Source organism: Acidimicrobiales bacterium (assembly GCA_036378675.1).
Classification (GTDB): domain Bacteria; phylum Actinomycetota; class Acidimicrobiia; order Acidimicrobiales; family Palsa-688; genus DASUWA01.
The window spans coordinates 72,985-93,238 of the sequence record DASUWA010000027.1 but is presented as its reverse complement, the minus strand read 5'-3'; the positions used below and the strand labels follow the sequence as shown (position 1 = coordinate 93,238).

25 protein-coding genes are annotated in these 20,254 nt (G+C 64.1%); 9 read left to right on the top strand and 16 right to left on the bottom strand.

Annotation, left to right across the window (positions count from 1 at the left end):
• Together VFZ97_10335 and VFZ97_10330 are read left to right on the top strand one after the other, a co-directional pair.
• Entirely contained in the window at positions 1–804 is an 804-nt protein-coding gene (locus tag VFZ97_10335; protein ID HEX6393832.1) for an SDR family NAD(P)-dependent oxidoreductase, read from the top strand.
• An 86-nt stretch (positions 805–890) separates the two neighbouring features.
• Complete coding sequence (locus VFZ97_10330; protein ID HEX6393831.1) at positions 891–1,664, top strand: GntR family transcriptional regulator; 774 nt, start codon at positions 891–893, stop codon at positions 1,662–1,664.
• Here VFZ97_10330 and VFZ97_10325 read toward each other — a convergent pair.
• The 4 genes from VFZ97_10325 to VFZ97_10310 are packed head-to-tail and all read right to left on the bottom strand — an operon-like array spanning position 1,659 to position 5,101.
• Positions 1,659–2,483, bottom strand: a complete 825-nt coding sequence (locus VFZ97_10325; GenBank protein HEX6393830.1) for an enoyl-CoA hydratase-related protein — start codon at positions 2,481–2,483, stop codon at positions 1,659–1,661. The two genes, VFZ97_10330 and VFZ97_10325, sit on opposite strands and share 6 nt — an antisense overlap.
• Entirely contained in the window at positions 2,480–3,271 is a 792-nt protein-coding gene (locus VFZ97_10320) for an enoyl-CoA hydratase/isomerase family protein (protein HEX6393829.1), read from the bottom strand. Before VFZ97_10320 ends, VFZ97_10325 begins: the two co-directional genes overlap by 4 nt.
• 22 nt (positions 3,272–3,293) lie before the next feature.
• Positions 3,294–4,490, bottom strand: a complete 1,197-nt coding sequence (locus tag VFZ97_10315) for an acyl-CoA dehydrogenase family protein (GenBank protein ID HEX6393828.1) — start codon at positions 4,488–4,490, stop codon at positions 3,294–3,296.
• Complete coding sequence (locus tag VFZ97_10310) at positions 4,487–5,101, bottom strand: HAD family phosphatase (GenBank protein ID HEX6393827.1); 615 nt, start codon at positions 5,099–5,101, stop codon at positions 4,487–4,489. The genes VFZ97_10315 and VFZ97_10310 overlap by 4 nt, the downstream gene beginning before the upstream one ends.
• Positions 5,102–5,259: 158 nt before the next feature.
• Between VFZ97_10310 and VFZ97_10305 the strand changes: the two genes are divergently transcribed.
• Positions 5,260–6,054: an FCD domain-containing protein gene (locus tag VFZ97_10305; GenBank protein HEX6393826.1), complete on the top strand. Its 795-nt coding sequence runs from the start codon at positions 5,260–5,262 to the stop codon at positions 6,052–6,054.
• Between the two features lie 103 nt (positions 6,055–6,157).
• A complete protein-coding gene (locus tag VFZ97_10300) occupies positions 6,158–6,913 on the top strand; it encodes an SDR family NAD(P)-dependent oxidoreductase (protein ID HEX6393825.1) in 756 nt (251 codons plus the stop codon).
• A 51-nt stretch (positions 6,914–6,964) separates the two neighbouring features.
• Here VFZ97_10300 and VFZ97_10295 read toward each other — a convergent pair whose 3' ends face one another.
• Complete coding sequence (locus VFZ97_10295; protein HEX6393824.1) at positions 6,965–8,116, bottom strand: low temperature requirement protein A; 1,152 nt, start codon at positions 8,114–8,116, stop codon at positions 6,965–6,967.
• Between the two features lie 54 nt (positions 8,117–8,170).
• The gene (locus tag VFZ97_10290; protein HEX6393823.1) at positions 8,171–8,662 is read right to left on the bottom strand and encodes a hypothetical protein; all 492 of its coding nucleotides are present in this window, start codon (positions 8,660–8,662) and stop codon (positions 8,171–8,173) included.
• A 137-nt stretch (positions 8,663–8,799) separates the two neighbouring features.
• Between VFZ97_10290 and VFZ97_10285 the strand changes: the two genes are divergently transcribed.
• On the top strand, positions 8,800–9,354 hold the full coding sequence (locus tag VFZ97_10285) for a hypothetical protein (GenBank protein HEX6393822.1): 555 nt from the start codon (positions 8,800–8,802) through the stop codon (positions 9,352–9,354).
• A gap of 62 nt (positions 9,355–9,416) precedes the next feature.
• Complete coding sequence (locus VFZ97_10280; GenBank protein HEX6393821.1) at positions 9,417–10,253, top strand: oxidoreductase; 837 nt, start codon at positions 9,417–9,419, stop codon at positions 10,251–10,253.
• A 59-nt stretch (positions 10,254–10,312) separates the two neighbouring features.
• Here the strand turns inward: VFZ97_10280 and VFZ97_10275 are convergent, their stop codons facing one another.
• Positions 10,313–10,963 carry a hypothetical protein gene (locus VFZ97_10275; protein HEX6393820.1) on the bottom strand — a complete coding sequence of 217 codons (651 nt, stop codon included), beginning with the start codon at positions 10,961–10,963 and terminating at the stop codon, positions 10,313–10,315.
• Positions 10,960–11,475, bottom strand: a complete 516-nt coding sequence (locus VFZ97_10270; protein ID HEX6393819.1) for a sigma-70 family RNA polymerase sigma factor — start codon at positions 11,473–11,475, stop codon at positions 10,960–10,962. The genes VFZ97_10275 and VFZ97_10270 overlap by 4 nt, the downstream gene beginning before the upstream one ends.
• 252 nt (positions 11,476–11,727) lie before the next feature.
• Between VFZ97_10270 and VFZ97_10265 the strand changes: the two genes are divergently transcribed.
• On the top strand, positions 11,728–11,964 hold the full coding sequence (locus VFZ97_10265) for a hypothetical protein (GenBank protein ID HEX6393818.1): 237 nt from the start codon (positions 11,728–11,730) through the stop codon (positions 11,962–11,964).
• Here VFZ97_10265 and VFZ97_10260 read toward each other — a convergent pair.
• From VFZ97_10260 to VFZ97_10245, 4 genes are all read right to left on the bottom strand, one after another.
• Positions 11,961–12,683, bottom strand: a complete 723-nt coding sequence (locus VFZ97_10260) for a hypothetical protein (protein HEX6393817.1) — start codon at positions 12,681–12,683, stop codon at positions 11,961–11,963. The two genes, VFZ97_10265 and VFZ97_10260, sit on opposite strands and share 4 nt — an antisense overlap.
• Positions 12,680–13,279, bottom strand: a complete 600-nt coding sequence (locus VFZ97_10255; protein HEX6393816.1) for an RNA polymerase sigma factor — start codon at positions 13,277–13,279, stop codon at positions 12,680–12,682. The genes VFZ97_10260 and VFZ97_10255 overlap by 4 nt, the downstream gene beginning before the upstream one ends.
• A gap of 67 nt (positions 13,280–13,346) precedes the next feature.
• The gene (locus VFZ97_10250; protein ID HEX6393815.1) at positions 13,347–14,777 is read right to left on the bottom strand and encodes an AarF/ABC1/UbiB kinase family protein; all 1,431 of its coding nucleotides are present in this window, start codon (positions 14,775–14,777) and stop codon (positions 13,347–13,349) included.
• A 407-nt stretch (positions 14,778–15,184) separates the two neighbouring features.
• Positions 15,185–15,355, bottom strand: a complete 171-nt coding sequence (locus VFZ97_10245) for a hypothetical protein (GenBank protein ID HEX6393814.1) — start codon at positions 15,353–15,355, stop codon at positions 15,185–15,187.
• Between the two features lie 191 nt (positions 15,356–15,546).
• Here VFZ97_10245 and VFZ97_10240 point away from each other — a divergent pair, with 191 nt between their 5' ends.
• Together VFZ97_10240 and VFZ97_10235 are read left to right on the top strand one after the other, a co-directional pair.
• Positions 15,547–16,683: a TIGR03118 family protein gene (locus VFZ97_10240; protein ID HEX6393813.1), complete on the top strand. Its 1,137-nt coding sequence runs from the start codon at positions 15,547–15,549 to the stop codon at positions 16,681–16,683.
• Positions 16,684–16,783: 100 nt separating this feature from the next.
• On the top strand, positions 16,784–18,127 hold the full coding sequence (locus VFZ97_10235; GenBank protein ID HEX6393812.1) for a vanadium-dependent haloperoxidase: 1,344 nt from the start codon (positions 16,784–16,786) through the stop codon (positions 18,125–18,127).
• Between the two features lie 120 nt (positions 18,128–18,247).
• Here VFZ97_10235 and VFZ97_10230 read toward each other — a convergent pair whose 3' ends face one another.
• From VFZ97_10230 to VFZ97_10215, 4 genes are all read right to left on the bottom strand, one after another.
• Complete coding sequence (locus VFZ97_10230) at positions 18,248–18,466, bottom strand: hypothetical protein (GenBank protein HEX6393811.1); 219 nt, start codon at positions 18,464–18,466, stop codon at positions 18,248–18,250.
• On the bottom strand, positions 18,463–19,128 hold the full coding sequence (locus VFZ97_10225; protein ID HEX6393810.1) for a sigma-70 family RNA polymerase sigma factor: 666 nt from the start codon (positions 19,126–19,128) through the stop codon (positions 18,463–18,465). Before VFZ97_10225 ends, VFZ97_10230 begins: the two co-directional genes overlap by 4 nt.
• Before the next feature lie 169 nt (positions 19,129–19,297).
• Positions 19,298–19,531 (bottom strand): zf-HC2 domain-containing protein, encoded by a 234-nt coding sequence (locus VFZ97_10220; protein ID HEX6393809.1) that lies wholly within the window; start codon positions 19,529–19,531, stop codon positions 19,298–19,300.
• A gap of 29 nt (positions 19,532–19,560) precedes the next feature.
• The gene (locus VFZ97_10215; GenBank protein HEX6393808.1) at positions 19,561–20,217 is read right to left on the bottom strand and encodes an RNA polymerase sigma factor; all 657 of its coding nucleotides are present in this window, start codon (positions 20,215–20,217) and stop codon (positions 19,561–19,563) included.
• Positions 20,218–20,254: the final 37 nt, after the last annotated feature.

The following is a 20,254-nucleotide window of genomic DNA, read 5'->3' as shown; positions in this document are numbered from 1 at the left end:
ATGATGCGCCCGGCGCTCCTGTCAATTGAGGGCGCTCATTGCATCGTGACCGGCGCATCACGAGGCATCGGTCGGGCCATGGTCATCAACTTGGCCAGTCGTGGAGCGAGGGTGACCGGGGTAGCACGCCAGTCCGACGCCCTGGCCGAGGTCGCCGACCTGACCGGGGCGAGGGCGTTTCCCGCCGATCTGGCCGACCCGTCGCAGGTCGCGGGCCTGATTGACCGGATCGAGGCGGAGGCCGGCCCGGTCGACGTCCTCGTCAACAACGCCGGCGTCGCACTGGTCGACCGTCTGGTGGACCAGCCCGCCGACGGTATCCGGTCCAGTTTCGCCGTCAACTGCGTCGCTCCGATAGAGCTGTGCCGGCAGGCGGTCGAGGGGATGGTCGCGCGCGGCACCGGCCGCATCGCCAACGTGTCATCGCTCGCGGCCATCACCGCCTTTCCGACGCTCGCGACCTACGGGGCGACCAAGGCGGCGCTGGTGCACTTCTCGGCAGCGCTCCAGCGGGAGCTGCGGCGCACCCCGGTGAGGGTGACCATCGTGCAACTCGGTGAGGTCGCGGGGACCGACATGATGGAACAGGCCCGCCGGTCGCCCACGGTCGCGGCGGTGTCGCGGCGCCTGGCGCGCACCCACGCACTGCCGAAGCTCACCCCGGACTCTGTGGCCGCCAAGGTGATCGACTCCGTGGCCTCGGGCCGATCTCACGTCGTGGTGCCCGCCCGGCTCGGCGGCTTGCACCTGCTGCGAGAGTTGCCGAGCCGAATGAACGACGCGTTGCTCGCCGGGATCGGCTGACCTTGGCGGGTTCCCCGTGAATCGGTCGAGATCCTTCTGGATCGGGCTTGGTCGATCTATAATTGGCCTATTCAGGACATGATGCGATGAGCGACCTCCGCGCCGCCACCGATGAGCGGATCCGGATCCCAAAAGCAGCGGAGCTGGTCGCCAACACCCTGCGCCGCCGGATCATCACCGGCGAGTACAAACCCGACGAGCTGCTGCCTCCCGAGGGAGCACTGATGTCGAGCTTCAACGTCGCCCGCACGACGGTCCGGGACGCTTTCCGGGTGCTGGAATCCGAGGGACTGGTGGTTGTCCGGCGTGGCGCCAACGGCGGTGGAAGGGTGCGGGTGCCTTCGGTGAGCATGGTGTCCGACAACGCCAGCGTGCTGCTGCAGTATCGGGGTGCCACTCTCGAAGATGTCCACCAGGGCCGCTTGATGGTCGAGGTACCCGTGGCGGGGATGCTGGCCTCGAGGAAGGCCAGGAAGAGGATCGTGCGGGAGCTGAGGGAGGCGCTCGCCGAGGAGGAGGCGTCTATAGCCGATCCCGTCGAACTTCCTCGCGCCGAAGGACGGTTTCACCTCCGCCTGATCGAACTGGCAGACAGCCCGACCATCTCGATGCTGAGCGCGGTGACAAACCGGATAATCGCCCAACAGGTGGTCAAGAACGCGGCCACTCGCCAGACGGGAGACGAGACGATCGCCCGCCACCGGGAGGCTCACGCAGCGCACGAGCGGTTGGTGGACCTGATCGATGCTGGATCCGCTGCGCAAGCCGAAGCGTTGTGGCGGCGACACTTGGAGGGCGCTCTCCAGCAGTTGCTGAGTTCCCCGGGAACAGCCCGTACCGTTATCGAGCTCCTGTCATAGGAAGTTCGGCAGCACCCGGCCCGCCTGGGCATCGAGCCCGCGCCGGAAGTCCGGGTGGCGCAGCGCCTCCTCCATGTCTTGCACCGACTTCCTGTAGGCAGTGTCGAGGCTTCCTGCCGCATCAACGACCAACGCCCGCTTCATCGAACGGAGCGACTGCGGCGAGCTGTGCAGGGCGAGTCGCCGGGCGTAACTCTTCGCGTTCTCGAGGACTTCGCCGGCCGGTCCGGTCCTCTGCGCCCACCCCAGCCTCAGCGAGTTAGGACCGTCGACCACATCGGCGCTGTACAGGAGTTGCATGGCGTTGGAAAGGCCGACCTGCCGGGCGAGCAACCAGGCTGTGCCGTACTCGGCCGGCAAACCGAGCCGGGCGAAGGCGCTGGTCACCTTGGCGTCGTCGGCCACCCAGCGAAGGTCCGAGTACGTCGCCAGGACGAAGCCGGCTCCCGCGCACGCGCCCGTGACCACGGCGATGACCGGCACGCCGATCGCGAGTGTTGCGCAGTGGTTGTGGCGCAGCCATTCCGGGGTCCCATCGGGGTAGGGCGGCAGGGGAGCGGACGCCCGGGTGTAGCTGCCGCCATCAACGCTGATCTCGCGCAACGACCCCGGCTCGGCCCCGACACAGAAGTCGCGACCCTCCCCGGCGAGGATCACCACCCGGACACCCGGATCGACATCGGCGTGGTGCAAGGCCCAGCGGTATTCGACCGCCATAGAACCGGTCCATGCGTTGCGCCGGTCCGGGCGGTTCAGGGTGATGATGCCCACACCAGAGTCGACTTCGTAGCGGATATCTCGGAACTGAGAAGGGTTCATCTGATCTCGAAGGAGGGAACTTCGACCTCGTCCATCTCCAGTTTCGAAACCGGGTTCGCCAGCCGCGGGTACAACAAGGGGACCTCCCGTTGGCCCTGCACGGTCATGTGATAGCCATCCCAGATCGACTTGACGGTCCCCTGGACTGCAAGCGGGGGCTTCGCCGCCAGGCGCTCGGCGAGGACTCGGGCGCGGGGCCGAAGCTCCGCGCGGGGGAGGACCTCGCTCACCAGGCCGATCTGAAGCGCCCTCGGCGAAGACATGCGCTCGTCGAGCCCGAATAGAGCCAGTCGGAGGACTTCGCCCATCGGAATCCGTCGGAGAAGGCCGAGCGGTTCGAGCGCCGAGGTCATCCCGTAGGTCGTGTGGGGATCGAAGAACGTGGCGTCGTCCGAACAGATGATCACGTCTGCCTCGTTCAGCCAGTAGAACGCGCCGCCGGCCACCATCCCGTGCACGGCGCACACCAGCGGCTTCCAGACCCGATTCTGCTTTGCCCCCAGGAAAAAGCCCGGGTCGTCCTCGCTCCAGGGGTTCGGGTGTCGGAACCGGCCTTGCTTGCGGTCGACCCCGGTCGAGAACGCCGTGTCGCCCTCAGCCTGGAGAACCACGACCCTGATGTCGTCCTCCATCCGGCAGGTACGCCAAAGCCGCGCGAACTCGTCGAGCATGGTCTGGTTGAACGCGTTGAGCGCCTCCGGGCGGTTCAGCGTGATCGTCGCGATGTGCGCGTCCACCTCGACACAAATCGTCCGGTACGGCTCGCTAGTCGATCCCGACTCCGTCATCGTGACGCCTTCGGCAGGGCGGTCATGACGCCCTCGGCAGGTGGAGCACCTTCTCCGCAAGCATCGTTTTCAGCACCTCGTCCGTGCCGCCCCCCAAGCGATAGCCGGTTGCACCCAGGATCCAACTGCTCCAAGCGAACGTTCCCCATTCTCCGATGTCGGCCGCGACCCGCGGTCCCAGAACGAGCGCCGCCGCTTCTCCTATCGCTTGCAGGTTGCCCGACAGCATGAGTTTGTCCGCTGCCCGCCGGGGCCCGTCGGCGCCACCTTCTGCTGAGGACTGGACTCGCAGCTGGTGGAACCGGGCAACTTCGAGTCTGGCGTGTATCTCGGCGAGCGATTGCCTGACGAGAGCATCGTCACTCTTGCCGTACTGGCGCGCGATCGCGATCAGCAGCCGCAGAGCCCGGCTGGTCATGCCGTGGCTGCGATCGCCGGTCGCAGCCCGCTCGGCGGACAACGTGCTGAGGGCGACCCGCCAACCGTCGCCGGCGGCACCCACCCGAAGGTGATCCGGAACCTCGACGCCGTCGAGAAACACTTCGTTGAAACTGGCCCCACCGGTGAGTTGGCGGATGGGCCTTACTTCGACGCCGGGGGAATGCATTGGCACCACGAACGCAGTCAGGCCCCGGTGCTTCGGGGACTCGGGGTCGGTTCGCGTCAAGGCCAGACCGATATCGGCGAACTGCGCGTTCGACGTCCACACCTTCTGCCCACTCAAGATCCACGTGTCTCCGTCGCGCACGGCTCGGGTCTTGACGTTCGCGAGGTCCGATCCTGCGTCGGGTTCTGAGAACAGCTGGCAGGCGACGATCTCGCCGGCTTGGATTCCGACCGCGAATCGGCGAACTTGGGCCTCGCTCCCGTTCGCCACCAGGGAGGGACCAACCGTGGATATCCCGATTCGAAGCGGGCCGAGGTCCGGGACTGTGTAGCCCGCTTCGAGCCGACGGTAGAGCCGGTCGAAGGACGCCGGGAGCCCCCTTCCGCCGTATTTGGTCGGCCCGCAGATCCAACCGAACCCGGCGCCCCAACGGGTGGCCTGCCATCGCTTCGCATCCGCGACCTCGCGCTGCTCCTCCGGCCCGCTCGTTTCGTGGAAGATGGCGAGCTCCTCGGGACCCTCACCCCATCGCACAACCTCGGGCGGCCGGGTTTCGCTGTGGCGGCTCAGGAAGCAGATCGCCTCACGTGAGAACGTCACCTCGTCGATCACGCCGGCCGTTCCAGCACGCCTAGTTCGCTCAGTTGAGCGCGGCAATCGGCCACGTTGGTGAAGACGAACGCCTGGATTCCGAGGTGGAGCGCCGCCTCCACGTTCTCCTCGAAGTCGTCGAAGAAGACGATTGCATCCGGGTCGATGGCCAGCGCTTCGACTAGATGCCGGTAGATCGCCGGATTCGGCTTGCGGACCCCCACCTGCGATGAGTCGACGACCACATCGAACTCGTCGAAGGGGAAGCTCTCCCGCCATCCCGCGGTCTTGACGTTGTTGGTGAGCAGTGCCGTCTTAACCCGACGGTGCACCTCCGCCACCAAGCGCAGGGTTGCTGGCTGGAGGCGCTCGCCCATTTCTGCGGCCCTTGCAAGCTCGTGGATGTCGACGCGTACGCCGTATCGGTCCCGGCAGGAGACGCAGACGTACTTGAAGAACTCTCGGGAGCTGATGGTCCCGGTCTCGAACCGAGCCATCGTGGGGTCGCCCCGAAAGAACTGTTTCAGTGCATCGGGGGGCAGACCCAGGCGCCCGGCGTAGTGCTCCAAGCCGAGGAACGGCGGATCGGTGAGGACCCCTCCCATGTCGAAGACCACTGCGGCCACGGCCACCCCCGAAGGGTAGACGTCCCGCCCCAAATCGTCAATACTTTAATCGGATTCATCGAATCTACCTCGAGGCGGGATCCGGCGACCAGACCGGCGCTCGCCACGGAAGCGGATATCCCGGTTCGGGCCCAGGCAGAGGAGGAGAGACCGTGGTCAACTTGGTGCCAACCTCTAGGATCGTCGGTATCGACGCGATGCCTGTATCCGACGACGAAGAGGAAACGATCGCGCAGGTGCCGAAGGCGGCGCAGTTGATCGCCAGGCAGCTGCGGGGCGCCATCCTGCGCGGAGAGTTGCCGGTGGGCGAGCCTCTCGCTCCTCCTCCGGAGATGATGAAGCGCTTCGGTGTCTCGCTTCCCACGTTAAGGGCGGCCCTGCACATACTCGAGACCGAAGCTCTCGTAGAGATGCGACGCGGTTCTCGGGGGGGCACCATCGTGAGGGAGCCTTCCGTCGACGTAACCGCTCAGCGGGCGGGGGCCTTCCTCCAGTACCACCGCGCCACGGTCGATGACGTGCACCGTGCGCGTATCCTCATCGAACCGCCGGCGGTGGCCGTCCTGGCCGAGCGTCGGGATCCAGCCGACATCGCCGCCCTCAGGCAGACCGTGGCCGAGCACCAGGCGGCGATGGACGACGCGGAGCTGGTGAGGTCCATCGGTGAGCGGTTCCACTCCCAGATAGTCGAGTTGGCTGGCAACCAAACGGTGATCGTGTTTTCAGCCATGCTCCACGACATAATCGATCGTCACACAGCTCGATCCCAGATCGACAGAGCTGAGCGTGGCGGCGAACGGCAAACACCGAGGATGCTCGCCGAGCACGAGAAGGCCCTGAGCCTGATCGAGGCTGGCGATGCGGTCGAAGCCGAGCGGTTCTGGCGAGCACACCTCGAGCACGTGCGGCAGGTGACAGTCGCAAGGACGGACGCGACCGTTCTCGACTTGATGATCTGAGCGCATGAATCGATCTATTCGATTATAGTATTGACGGTTTATTCGTGACCCCACTACGATGGCTGGGTGGTGACCCCGGCCGGTTCGAACCGGTAGACCGAACATGCCCAATTCCGAACTAACCGACCGAGTCGCCCTCGTAACCGCAGCCTCGTCGGGACTCGGACGCCGCTTCGCGATCACGTTGGCGACGGCAGGAGCGAGGGTCGCAGCGATGGGTCGCCGGACGGATCGGCTGAAGGAACTGGCGGCCGAGGTCGAGGCATCCGGGGGGATATGTTCGCCCGTCCCTTTGGACGTAACCGATGCGACGGCCATAAGAAGCGCGGTCGACGTCGCTGAGACCGAGCTGGGGCCGATCGACATCCTCGTGAACAACGCCGGCGTACCTGATGCTAAGTACGCCACGAAGATGTCGTTAGAGCTCATCGATTCGGTTTTGGCCACGAATCTCAGAGCGCCTTTCCTGCTCTCATGCGAAGTGGCCCGGCGCTGGATCGACCGTAAGTCCCCTGGGCATATCGTGAACATCTCGTCGATGGCCGCCTACTGCTACGTGGTCAGCGGCTCGGCGCTGTATTCAATCACCAAGGCGGGACTCAATCGGATGACGGAAACCCTGGCGGTGGAATGGGCTCCGTTCGGTATCAATGTGAATGCAATTGCGCCTGGCTCGTTCAAGTCGGAGATGATGGACGGGATGATAAGCCGTCAGGGGGATATGACCGCCATGTTCCCCCGGGGACGGATGGGGAGTCCCGAGCAGCTTGACAGCACTTTGCTGTACCTGTTGTCGCCCAACTCGGAGTTTGTCACGGGAACCATCATCAAAGTCGATGACTGTCAAATACCGCGCTGAGGGCGAGTCGACGAACACCCGCAACTTCAACGGGAACCGAGTCGAAGGTCGCTAGCTGGGCGCTTCGAGCGACCTTCTTAGCGCGCGAGCTTCCCGCCAATGGACGAGTTCATAGGCGTGAAGCCCCAGCCACACGGAGGCGATAAGTCCAAGTCCAGCGACTGCGGGGAGAAACCTTGCCGCCGGCGTGACCAAAACAAAGGTAACGGCCGCGATCGGGCGACCTATGCCAAGCCTTCGGGACGCCCGCCACCGAAGCCCTACGAAGGCAAGCAGGTAGAGTGCACTGCCGCAACAAAGCGCCACGGCGGGGACGATTTCGAGGTCTGAGCCGGGATGCACAAGCGCGGTGCGCACGGCAAAGGCGAACAGAAGGATGCCTGCCACCATCGGTAGGTGCATGTAGGTATACGCGTCCCGAGCCAAGGCGACCCGCTCGGTTCCGTGGCTCTTTTCGAGAAGGCTGCGGATCCCGCCCGAGGCGAAATCGAAGTAGGCCAGCCAGAACGCCGCGGCCACAGCCAGGCCGAGGACAGCGGCTCCGACCTCAGCAGCGTCGAGATGCGTCCCCCGCGCCGCGAAGCCGACCGCGGACAGCGACTCCCCAATGGCGATGATCAGAATCAAACCGTGCCGTTCGGCGAAGTGAGCCGGAAAGATCCGCCAGCCGCCGAGCCCGCCCTGGTTCGGACCGACGAACCCGACGACGATGGCGACCCCCCAAAGAGCGGATCGAACACCTGTTGGAACAAATGCCGCGCCGAGGATCAGGGCGGCAGCTGGCAGCGCAGTGCGGGCCATCCGCAACACGGCCGCGAGTTGGTCTGGAAGCCCCCTGCTCACCTCGGCGTAGAGTCCGACGAAGGCGACGAGCACCGCGAGAATCGAGATACCGAAGATGAGGCGGTGCCCGGTAAAAGTCTCGGGGACGGCAAGGGCGGCCACGAACACGCCGGCGGTGGCCACGACGACCACGGCCAAGACAAGGTCCGCCTCCGTGTTGGCAGTGTTTGTCAGCCAGGCGAAACTCGCCCACACCCACCACAGTGTGGCGAGGACCAACAAACCTTGGCCCACCCCTGACCATGAGTCATGCTCAACCCAGAAGGTCGTCACCTGCGTGAAGGCGAACCCGAAGACCAGATCGAAAAACAGCTCGACCGGAGATACCCGCTGCTCCGCCTGGATGAAAACGTCGCTCACGAAGCGACGCTAGTTCGTGCATTGCGCTACCCACTGAAGCGGCCGGTCGCCGACTCAGGCGGCGTTCGGGTCTCCACGGGTTGCGCGCCTTCGTTGACTACGTTGACTGCGTGGGAGCTCGGCTACTGCGGTGAGCACCAGTCGTTGGGCTCTGGCCCTGTAAACGCTGAGACCGAGGAGGGTCGTCTCCACGAAGAGGGCAGCCATACCAAGCATGCATGACCAGTTGCCGACGTCTTGGTTGTCGATGGGCGTGCTGAAAATGCGGGTAAAGGCGTAGCCCCCTATCGCTGCAGCGCAGACCGTCGCGCCAGCGGTCCACACGAGGCGGCTCCCCTGGTGGGCTAGCCACACGGCGACGGCGAGGGAAGCTGCGATGATCCCCAAGAACGCCACGCCGAGTAGCGGTGTCTGCTCTGTCGTCGGAACGATCTGCAAGAAGTGGATCGTGCCGATAGCGAGGAGCATTAGTACCCCCGTGGCGCGCAGCACGGCGTCGTTCGTGTCGATCGACTGGGCGGCGGGGTTGCCAGCAGCATTTCTCACGGTTACCTCCGTGTTCTGTCTTCTTGGCTGATCGATACGACGCCGGGTTACGTCAAGGTGTCTCTCCGCCGCTGCCCCTTGATCCCTGTAACTGATCGGCGTAATTCCACCCGACAGTTAGTAGAGGAGTATCAACGATGAGAACGAGAGACCTGTTGGCAGCTGGGTCGGTTGCATCAGCACACCACAGAAAGATCCGAGCTCGAGGTGACGCCGTTGAGGTTGGCGTCCTGGTCATCCGACTAGTTTCCGTCGGGCTCCTGGCCGCTGTTGGATGGATTCATCTGCATTTGTGGGAGGTCGGCTACCGCCACATCGCCACCATCGGGCCTTTGTTCCTTGCCACAACCATAGGTGCCTTCGTCCTTGCAGCCGGCCTGCTGCTTCGGCCCAGCCGTCTGCTCGGCTTCCTGGGGATCGCTTTGCTCGCGGGAATACTCGGGGGGCTGGTCGTGAGCGTCAACGCCGGCCTGTTCGGGTTCACCGAGTCGTTAAGCGCCCCTTTCGCCGTCGAATCAATCGTTCTGGAGGCGGTCGGCGCTCTCAGTCTGGCAGCGTGGATCGGGCTGGATCTGTTCCAGGAGTCGCGACTGTGGCGCCGCTTTTGGGAGGACCCGCGCACATCGCCTGACGTAGGAGGGCGCGTGATCACCACCTTCGTCAGCCGCCCGCACGCCAACATTGAGAACTAGCCATGCGCCCATCTCGTTCCACAGCAACTGAACAATTCGAAGTTCACGGGGATCAGCGCGCGTTGGGCCCGTTCTCGGTCTCGCCTCTCGGTCTCGGCGCAATGCGGCTCGCGGGGCCGAACGCGTTCGGACCACCCAGGGATCGCCGAGAGGCGCTCGCAGTGCTGCGAGAAGCGGTCCGCGCGGGTGTGAATCACATCGACACCGCCCAGTTCTACGGGCCGGATATCGTGAACGAGCTCATTCGTGAGGCCCTGTATCCCTACCCCGAGGACCTCGTCCTGGTCACCAAGGTCGGGGCGCGACGAGACCGCCACGGGGGCTTCCTCGCCGACGATGATCCCAGAGACCTGCGCCGGAGCATCGAGGACAACCTCCGAAAGCTCGGGGTGGACGCCCTGGGTGTCGTCAACCTCCAGGTGATGCGGCGGGGGGAACCGAACCTGTTCTTCGACGATCAGCTTGACGCGATGGTGTCAGCCCGTGACGACGGATTGGTCAAATCGATTGGGCTCAGCAATGTCACACTTCCCCAGCTGCTCCACGCCCTCCAGTTCACGGACCTGGCCTGCGTACAGAACGCCTTCCACTTGGGGAACCGCCGGTCCCAGCCGCAGTTGAACGAATGCGCCCGACGGCACATCGCGTTCGTGCCGTCCGCGCCGCTCGGATCGGGTGGCTCCGATCCTCGGTCTGTACTCGGAAGGCCCGAGGTGCTCCGCGAGGCCGCGCGCCTGAGCATCACGGCGGCGCAGGTGGTCCTGGCCTGGACCCTGCGCATTTCTCCGAACGTGCTGCTGATTCCTGGCACGTCGTCGCTCAGCCACCTCGTGGAGAATGTCGCTGTATCCGAGGTTCACCTGGACTGGGAGGCCATCAGGCGGCTTTCGCTCATCTGAGGGCTGGCGGGATGCGGCCGGTTGGCCGAGTTCCACGCCCTGTCCGGCCGCCCTCAGGCCTACGAAAAGGTCGCCGTCGCGAGGGTGATGCCGGTCGAAGTGACGATGCTCGCGGACCTGACGTCGGTGAGGTTGACCTTGATCGTTCGCGCAAACTCGCCTTCGCCGCCCGTGAGCTGGAAGGCGCCGGCAACCTCGACGTTCCCATTGGCACCTCTGAGCTGACAGACGACGGTCCCGTCATGTCCGGGGTCGTTCAGGTTCATGAACACCCAGGCGGGACTGCCACCGTAGAGGTTGACACGGCCGACCGCCCGATGGTCGACGTCGAGAAGCACAGAGCTGTGAATGCCGCCCTTGGCGACGGCGGCCGGCGCCGACCTGCCGTGATTCACCGCCTCTGTCACCCCGAAGGTCCCGCCGATAAGAACCGCCGCCGCGGCCGCCGAAACGATCGCCGCACGTCTCGGCCGATGGAACATTGCAACCGACGTGTCGGGCGGCTCTCCATGTTCGCCGTGGACAGCAGCCAACTCGTCGAAGAGTCCCGACATGAACTCATCGCGAGGTGCCGCCAGATCACCACGGGCGGCGCGCAGGGTAATCGCAGTGCGGATGAACTCGGCGTCGTCAGGATCGGCGTCGAACCGAGGTGGCCGCCGGTCTTCGAGCAACGAGTCGACATACTTCTCACGGTGGCGCTTGGTCATGAGTCCATCTCCATCGCCACGCTACTGGCCATCTGCAGTGCCCGGTGCTGGAGGACTTTGGCGTTACCTACAGACACGTTCATAACTTCGGCCGCCTCCTTGAGCGAGGATGCATGCAAGAAGCGAAGCTCCAGGATCTGACGGTAACGGTCAGGCAGGGCGGAAAGGATTTGTCCCACCCGCTCCGTTGACTCGGTGGTCGGGTTTCCTTCTGGAGGGGGATCGGAAAGCCACTCGACGTCTACGTCGGGATCGATCATGGTCACCGGCTGGCCGAGGGTCCGCCGCCAATGCGAGGCCAGGACCGTCCGGGCGGTCACCAGCAGGTAGGAACGGACCTCCCCCTTGGAAGCGGCGAGACGTAGAGGTTTCAATGCTGCACGGAACACCTCGGCAGTCAGGTCTTCGGCGTCGGCGCGGTTACCCACGCGGGAGTACATGAGCCCATAAAGGCGGCTCACGTTGTCTCGGTAGACCGCTTCCCAGTCGGGATAGGTGTTGGCGTCCAGCAAGTGAAGGTGCGCTCTCGTCCGGGGGCGCTCGGATTCTGATCCAGACAGGGGGGTCAGTGCATATGAAGAACCCATAGTCGGATGTAGATACGCAGAGGGGTTACAGAGCCGCCGTTTCGCCCGTCTCCGTCACAGGCGGCGCGCCAGTCGGCTCGGAGTTGTTTAGTCAAGCGAACAATAGGCGCCTCTCGGCCGTAACTCGGCGCGTATCTCCTTTGGGAGAGCCTATGCAGGCAACACAAGGAGAATGAGATGGCAACACGCCTCGACACGGAAACCGAAACGAATCGGTGGCCGAGAGTGGGCGTCGACCGGCGCTCCGCGGAGCACCTGTCGATCGTTCAAGAGGAGTGCCACCCGCTCTCGCTGTGCGAAAGGTGGAGGCTCGGCTTTGCCCTTGTGGTGGCCTCGATCGTCATAGACGTGGCAGAGCGCCTGCCCCGCTGGGACCACTTCTCGCGGCCTGGGGCCCAGCGCTACGTGCCCTAGGAGAACGTAGCCCGGGCCATGATGGAGCCGTTTGGAGCCACCAGGGTCGCCTCTCGCAGCTGGGCCGCCGGAACCTTGATGGTGTGGGCCCAATCGCCGGTCCCGTTGTGGACGGTGAGCACCCCGGCGAGGATGGTGCTGCTGTCTGCCAATTGCAGGCGGCACACGTAGAGGCCGCTCAGGCCGCTGGTATGGACGTCCATGAACACCCACGACGGGTCCCCCGTGTAGGCGTATGCCCGTCCCAGGGTTCGACCATCGGCGCCAACCAGCACCCCGGAGCGAACCCCGCCGGCGTTGACGGCGCTTTGCGCCACGGGCACGGGCGAGTGACTATCTGTCAGACGTGTGGCGGTAAACGTTCCTGCCACCAGAAGCGCCGCCGCTGCCGCCTTGGCAGCTCCCCGGAACTTCCGGGAGATACGCCCGGCCGAAGCAGGGTCTGTGCCGAGGCGTGCTGTCATCGGACGACGTTCACCCCTGTACAGACCGCTGCTATCAAGCGGGAGGATCTTCGCCCCGCCTCTGAGAGCGGACGCCAAATGTAGATGCAGCTGCTCGACGAACGACGGTTCGGGGCTGATGCGTTCGGTCTGCCGGGTTCGCAACTCAATTGCTATCCGCAATATGTCGCGGTCCTCCCGGGTGGCCGGGAACCGTTTGGGAGTCTGGTCGTTCAGGAGAGCGTCCACGAATGTATCGACCTCGTGGTCGGTCATCGGTCCGGCTCCTCTTCCATTCGAGCCGCCATCCGCAGGGCTCGGTGCTGGAGGACTTTGGTGTTGTTCACACTGATGCCCAACGCACTAGCTGCCTCCTTGATCGAGCAGCCCTGCAAGAACCGCAACTCGAGGACTCGCCGGTAATGCTCCGGCAGTCCGGCGAGGATCGTCGCGACACGCGGACCGGCATCAGTATCGGGGGCGGGGGAGACCTCGTAGGCGAGGTTGGCATAGGGGTCGATTTGCGTTATCTCGAGCCCATATCGGCGGCGCCAGTGTGATGCCAGGACAGTCCGAGCCGTGGCGAGCAGGTATGAGCGCACCTCCCCTTTCGACGCCGACAATCGCAGGGGACCGAGCGCCGCGCGGAACACTTCAGCAGTCAGATCTTCAGCGTCGGCGCGGTTCCCGACTTTGGAGTACATCAGGCGATATAGGAGGCCGACGTTGTCCAGGTAAGCCGAATCCCAGTCCGGATAGACGGAATCCTCCAACCGGGTCAAAGGAACGAAGGTGGCATGATCCGATTCGCGTTCCCGCTCGTATGACGCCGGGCGCCGGTACACACCTCGTATCCAGGGCGAGGAGCTCATTGCGCCGGCGGCAGACGAACGTTCGCTGTCATCACACAAGGAGATACGGGCTCGAGTTACAACTGGCTTAGGCTGTTTCCCGGACTCCCTGACTATCCATTCGACGGGCGCGCCAGTTGGCTTCTGCGCGGCCGAGGCTGGTGGCCGGCGGGCCCCCGTGACGAATCTCGTGGTCGATCGCTCGCCAGTCGGCGGTGGCGTAGAGGTGCCCGAGTACGGAGCTGGCTCCGATCAGGATCCGATTGAGGTACAGCAGCTGCTTGGGCATGCGGAGTCGTCGAGTGACGTCGTACCACGGACCGAGCGGCTGGTAGGTGTGAGCGACGATCTCACCGGCCCATTGCGGCGTGAACGTGAACGGCTGTGGCGATACCCGGTCGGCGAGCACGGCGCGATAGAAGTCGAGGAGGCGCTCGTGGTCGAGCGCGCTGGCGTCGTCACCGCTGAGCATTCCCAGACATTTCAACGCCCTGGTGACGTCCGTCGCACTGGATGCAAAGGTGGCGTCCAGTAGGGCGGACATCGCCTTCAACTGCTCGTCGTCGAACCTTTGTACGGAGCCGAAGTCGAGAAAAGTCACTCCACCGTCCTCGTGGAACAGGAAGTTGCCGGGGTGCGGGTCGGCGTTGAACAGGCCGTGGCGGTACAAGCTGGTGTACACGAACCGGAAGATGCCCTCCCCCCACCGGGAGCGAACGTCGGGTGGAGCGGTGATGGCTGAGGTCCAGCGTTGTCCGTGAACGTAATCGCTGACCAGAACCCTGCCGGTCGACAGTTCTCCGTACACCCGGGGGACGTGAATGTACGGGTGGCCCTCGTAGAGGGCGTGGAACGTCTCTTGGCTGGCGGCCTCCAACCGGTAGTCCAGTTCGTCGGTGACACGGTCTCGTATCTCCTCCGCCAATACCCTTGGATCGATTCTGGGGGCTCGGGGACCGAGGAACCTCAGCGCGGTGCCTATCGCCCCTGCGAACAATTCCGTGTTCGCCAGATCAGCCCGGACCGCTTCGGCGACTCCTGGATACTGGACCTTGACCGCTACTTCTGTCCCGTCACCCAGTCGAGCGAGATGTACCTGACCGATGGAGGCCGCGGCAACGGGCTCGGCGGAGAAGAAGGCGAAGAGCCTCTCCGGTGGAGCTCCGAGCTCGCTGTGGATCACTCCTGAGATCTCTTCGAGCGCCAGTGGCGGCACATCATCTTGCAGGCCGGTCAACGCGGACTGAAACATGTCGCGCTGCGAAGCCGGGATCAGGGCATCCATGTCCACGAAGGAGAGGATCTGGCCGGCCTTCATGGTGGCGCCCTTCATGTCGCCCATGACCCGCCGGTAGCGCTCTGCGAGCCGGGCCTGGCGGGCCCGCTCGGCCGCCTGTGCTCTCTCGCCTCCAAATCGACGACCGACGCGGGTCTCGGCCCGGTTGACCACGGTCCGCCCGGCGAGCCCGGCCAAACGTGCGGAGCGACTGAAACGGCCGGTGGGCAGTCGACTTCGCATCCCTTTTTCCTCCCTGTCACTAGAGCACCGAGAACCCCCCGGACATGCGCTGCAGAGGTCGTCACCAACCTGTCTCAGTGGCAAGCAATTCGGGTGAGTCCGTCATCAAACAGATACGGGGATGGTTACCGCGGCCGACGACCGGACGATTGTCTTGCTGCGGGTAACCCGCCTGCGTATCAGATACCGAAGCGTCCACCCAGAGACGACCGATTTTGGGCCGGCATCATCGCGCTGGTCGCGAAAGGAACATCATGATCAAGACTGAGACTTACCCTGATGGAGCGGTGTGCATCCGTCCAATTGGGGACCTCGACTGGTGCAGCGCAACCGCCTTGAGGCACGCAGTACACGAGGTACTCAGGCCGTTCGTTCGTGTCGACCTCGATCTTCGGGATGTGGTGTCGTTAGACGCTGTAGGGATAAGTGCCCTTCTTGGTTCGGCACGTCTCATCCGGAGCATTCATGGTGATCTTCGAGTCTCCAACATGCCGCCACCAGTTCGAACACGCCTGCAGCTGCTCGGACTCGAGCGTCAATTCGTCGGTGCCGATACCAGCGACGCTGCCTAACGTCATTCAGTCCCTCTCTCTAATCTGCAGGATTCAGTCGGAGCCGCGTAACCCGGCGTCCTATCTGATGACGTTGCCGGGTTACGCCATGGCGTCCCATCGTCTAGCGGCTCCGGCTTAATCCGACGTTCGGCCTGGATGTCGCCGAGCGCGGTTCATACGCCGACTCCCCCCGACCCTGACAAGAGAGAGATCTGATGAAGAAAATTGCAAAACGTGCCGCGGTGTTTGCGGCGCTCGCCGCCACGTCCACGACCGTCGGGTTGACAGTGAGCGCGCCAGGCGCGCTTGCCAACTCGACCAGCCGTTCCTACGCGCAGACCAACCTCGTTTCCGACATTCCCGGCCTGGCTACACATACCGATCCCAACCTGAAGAACTCGTGGGGAACCTCGACAGGGCCTGGACTGCCGATATGGGTTTCCGACAACGCAGCCGGTGTGTCGACCCTCTACGACGGTCAAGGCAATCCCCAACCAGGGTCTGGAAATCAACAACTCGTCGTGTCCATCCCCCCTCCCGCTTCGGCTGGCGCTGGCGCGGCCGGCACCCCGGATGGGACCGTTTTCAATCCGACCACGGGATTCGCCGTCTCCAATGGTGTGGCGTCCGGCCCGAGCAAGTTCCTCTGGGCGACCGAAGACGGCGTCATCGCCGGCTGGAACCCTGGCGTCGATCCGACTCATGCGGTGAGGGCGGTCGACAGCTCCAGGGCCCGAGACGCAGCGGGGGACGTCGGGGCGGTCTACAAGGGACTGGCGCTCGTTAGCACGCCGACGGCGAGCTTCATCTACGCGACCAACTTCCGGTTCGGGACAGTCGAGGTGTTCAACTCCAAGTTCGAGCCGGTCAACACCTTCACCGACCCGACCATCCCGGCCGGATTCGCACCGTTTGGTATTCACAACATAGGGGGCAAGCTGTTTGTGACCTTTGCCAAGCAGGACGCCTTCAAGCACGATGACGACGCCGGCCCTGGTAACGGTTTCGTCGACGTGTTCGCTCCGAACGGAGATCTGCTGCGGCGCTTCGCCAGTGAAGGCAAGCTGGACTCTCCCTGGGCCGTAACACTTGCGCCGTCCACATTCGGGCAGTTCGCCGGCGACATCCTCGTCGGTAACTTCGGAGACGGCCGCATCAACGCCTTCAACCCTGTCACCGGTCAGTTTCTCGGGCAGCTCGAAAGCAGCCACGGTCCTCTCACGATCGACGGCCTTTGGGGTCTGCGCTTTCCGGCAGGCTCCCTGAACGTCGTCGCAGGCGCTCTGTACTTCACTGCGGGCCCGAACCACGAAGCCGACGGGATCTTCGGCGACATAGTCCCCAACTCCTAGGCCGGATGGAGCGCTGGGTGCGGTTCCTTCCCTACCAGCACCCTGCGCCCGTCCTTATATGCCGACACAACAAACGCAACAACGAAGGAGCTATTCGAACATGAAGAGGAAAATGATTACGCTCGCCGCGCTCGGCACGGCTCTCATCGCCGCTGGCGCGTTTGCGGCTCCCGGGCCGGCCAACGGCGACACGACGACGTCAGCGAACTTCAACGCCGATCGAGGCGGCCCCCTAGCGGCCTTCAAGCCCGGGAGCGGGCAGATCGCCGTCGATTGGAACAAAGAGCTGCTCAGGATCGAGCTGACCCCGGGAGCGCAGCCCGCCACCATCCACCCCACTCGAAGTTTCGCGCTCCTGAACACCGCCGTATATGACGCCGTCGTGTCGATCACCCGCGCCGACAACCCCTATCAGTTCAGCGTGGTCGCACCACATTCCGCACGACCAGATGCCGCGGCCGACCAGGCCGCCCACGACACCCTGCTCGCTCTCTTCCCCAGTTTCGCCCCCGAGCTCAATCAACTGCTGGCAACGCAGCTCGCCGCGATACCCGAGTCGGCGGCCAAGCACTCCGGGATAGTCGTAGGAAGTCGGGCAGCAACCATCCTTCTCGCCTTGCGAGCGAACGATGGTTCGGCAACCGCTCCAAATCCTTTCGTCCCCTCCAACCCCCCGCAGCCAGGTGGCTACCAGCTCACCCCACCGAACTTCGCTCCCGCGGTGTTCACGAACTGGGGCACCATCACGCCCTGGGTGCTCGAAGCCGGCAACCGGTTCAGGCCCCCGTCACCGCCCCCTCTCACGAGTCCCCAGTGGGCGGATGCAATCAACCAGGTCCAGAGCCTCGGACAGAACACAAGCACCACGCGTACACCCGACGAAACGACGATTGCGAAGTTCTGGGCACCGCCGATCTGGAACACGTGGAACGAGATCGCCGACAACCAGATCACCGAGAACAGAACCAGCCTCGAGGAATCGTCTCACCTGCTGGCCGATCTGAACCTGACCTTCGCCGACAGCGCCATCGCGTTCTACGACGCCAAGTACCACTATCAGCTGTGGAGGCCCGTAACAGCCATACGCGCCGGCACCCCCGGCAACCCGGCCGTCGATCCCGCCAATACCACCTGGCTGCCCCAGGCCGGGAACACCGCAGCGGACCCGTCCTACCCTGCTGCGCACAGCACCATAAGCGGAGCTGCAGCCACGGTCCTGTCAGCCTTCTTCGGACCTGACCGCCCAGTTACGGTCAGCTCGGATGCTCTAGCGGGCGTGACCCGGAACTTCGCCGGCTTCCAGGCCGCCGCCGACGAAGCCGGTATGAGCCGCATCTTCGCCGGTCAGCACACGAGCATCGACGTCAACGCCGGAAGCGCTCTTGGGCAGCAGGTCGCCCAGTTCGTTCTCGACCAGCCGTTTGGAGCAAATGTCCGCCGCTAAAGCGGGAGGCGACACCCCTCGTTCGCGTGACCGGTTGCCGCCGAAACCGCCGTAGCACATCGGACCGCCGACGAGCGTGCGTTGTTCCAACCGAACGGGCGATCTTCGATGCAAGAGGTATCAGGATGTCGAACGGATGGCTTCGAGCAATCCCTGAAGGTCTTCCGCGCACGGGCCGCACGCGCGAAGGTGAGCAGTGACGCCCGGATACAGCACGTCGGGGTCTTCGCCGTTGGCAACGATCTCGGCATAAATGTGCAGGACTGCCATCGCCTCGTCGCACCCGACATCCTCGGGATCAGTGTTGAGGAACCGCTCGAATGCGGGCAGCCCGGTCATTGCATCTCCCTCAGGTCGATGAAGCCACGGGCCGTGAGCTCTTGCCGAAGCTTCTGCCTGGCGTCGAACATGAGCTTGTAGATGGCGTTGCGGTTGGTGTCCATCCTGAGCACGAGAGCATCCAACGGGATGCCTTGCACCACTATGGCGGTGAACACGTCTCGCTGCTTGTCAGTGAGGCAGTTCTCCACCCCGGCGCGCACGGCGGCCACGAGCTCGCGGGATTCGGCCACTTCCGCCGGGAGCGCCCCGAATCGCTCGGGCAGTCGGTCCCAATCGAGGTCGTCACCGCCCGCCCGCCGGTTGGTCCAGAAGTGGCGTCCCAGTTTGCTGGATACTTCGAAGATCACGAACTTGCAGGCCCATGTGGTGAAGCGGCTCTCGCCTCGGAAGTCATCGATCCGCCGGGTGATATGGAGTACGGCGTCGGCCGCCGCCTGATGGGCCAGGTCGTCGAGTTCGGGCCCGGTGATCTGTCTGGAAGAGTTGCGCCGGCTGAGTTCACTGCGGGCTACACGGAGGAGCAAGTCATGCAGCCGGGTGATGGCTTCCTCCGGCTCCTGGCCGCGGAGCGATGCGAGCCACTCGGCGGTCTCTGCATCGACTGCTCGCCCTTCCTTGACTCCCGGTCCTACCGAGGCGGCACGGTCGGCGGTGCTCACAGACTGTGATCGTACCTTGACTACCGCGTAACCGGCACGGTCGAGCAGAGTTGGCACGGCGACTATTTCATGGCAACGATCGTGCCCTCATCTACAACCGGTTGGGCTGACAGGAGATCCGAGGCAACCTTCCCGAGCGCGATGAGGCACCTGGTGGGACTACTGGCGCTCACCGATCAACGCGCTCCGATCTCCAGTACCGAAACAGCGCCATGAAATCCTGTTGCAGTTCGGGGCTGAGATCATCAACCCTCAGTTCTCCGGTGATGGCGATCGTCATCTGCATCTGCCTGAGAAACTCGCCGCAATGAGGACATCCGGACAGGTGAACTTCGAAGCGGCGCCGATCAACTCGGGACAACGCGCCCTCCAGATACTCTGTGACCAGTTCAACGACCTCCACGCAGGTGAGCGGTCGGCGTCGTGAGAGCCTCAAGTGTCGCTCTGCCAGAACTGGGCTTCGAGGGCGTTGCGGAGGCGGCTCCTCGCGCGGTGCAGCAGCACTCGTTGGTGGCTGTCGCACAAGTCCAGGATGCGGCAGGCTTCGGCCGCGGTCATGCCCTGCACATCCCGCAGGGTCAGCACATCTCGTTGGGCAGCAGGAAGGTCGTCTATCGCAGTGCGTATGGACTTTGCCAGTCTCTCCGCACGAACCCGGTCCTCTACCTCGTCAACCCATGGAGCCGGCGCCGATGACCATGATCCGTTGGTGTTGAAGCGGTTTGATTGAACCGCGCGCTCCAGGTTGCTGATCGGGAGGTGCTTGTGCTCTCTCTCCCTTACGCTTCGAGCCCGATTTATCAGAATCCGATAAAGCCAGGTCTTGACCGAGGAACGTCCCTCGAAGCCAGGAAGCGCGCGGAGTGCGGCGAGCCAAGTCTCCTGAACCACGTCCTCGGCGATCTGCTCGCTACACACATACGAACGAGCCAACCGGATCATTGCCGCATGATGCCGGCCGACCAGCTCCATGAACGCCAGTTGGTTCCCGTCGAGCAACATTGTGACCAGTTCAACGTCACTGAGGCCGCCCGCTTGGCCAATCGTGGTCATGTTCTGTCGAATGGCCCCACGCTGGTGCTTCAGCATCAAACGTCGCCTGAGTCGCGCGGGTGGCGCCGTTCGC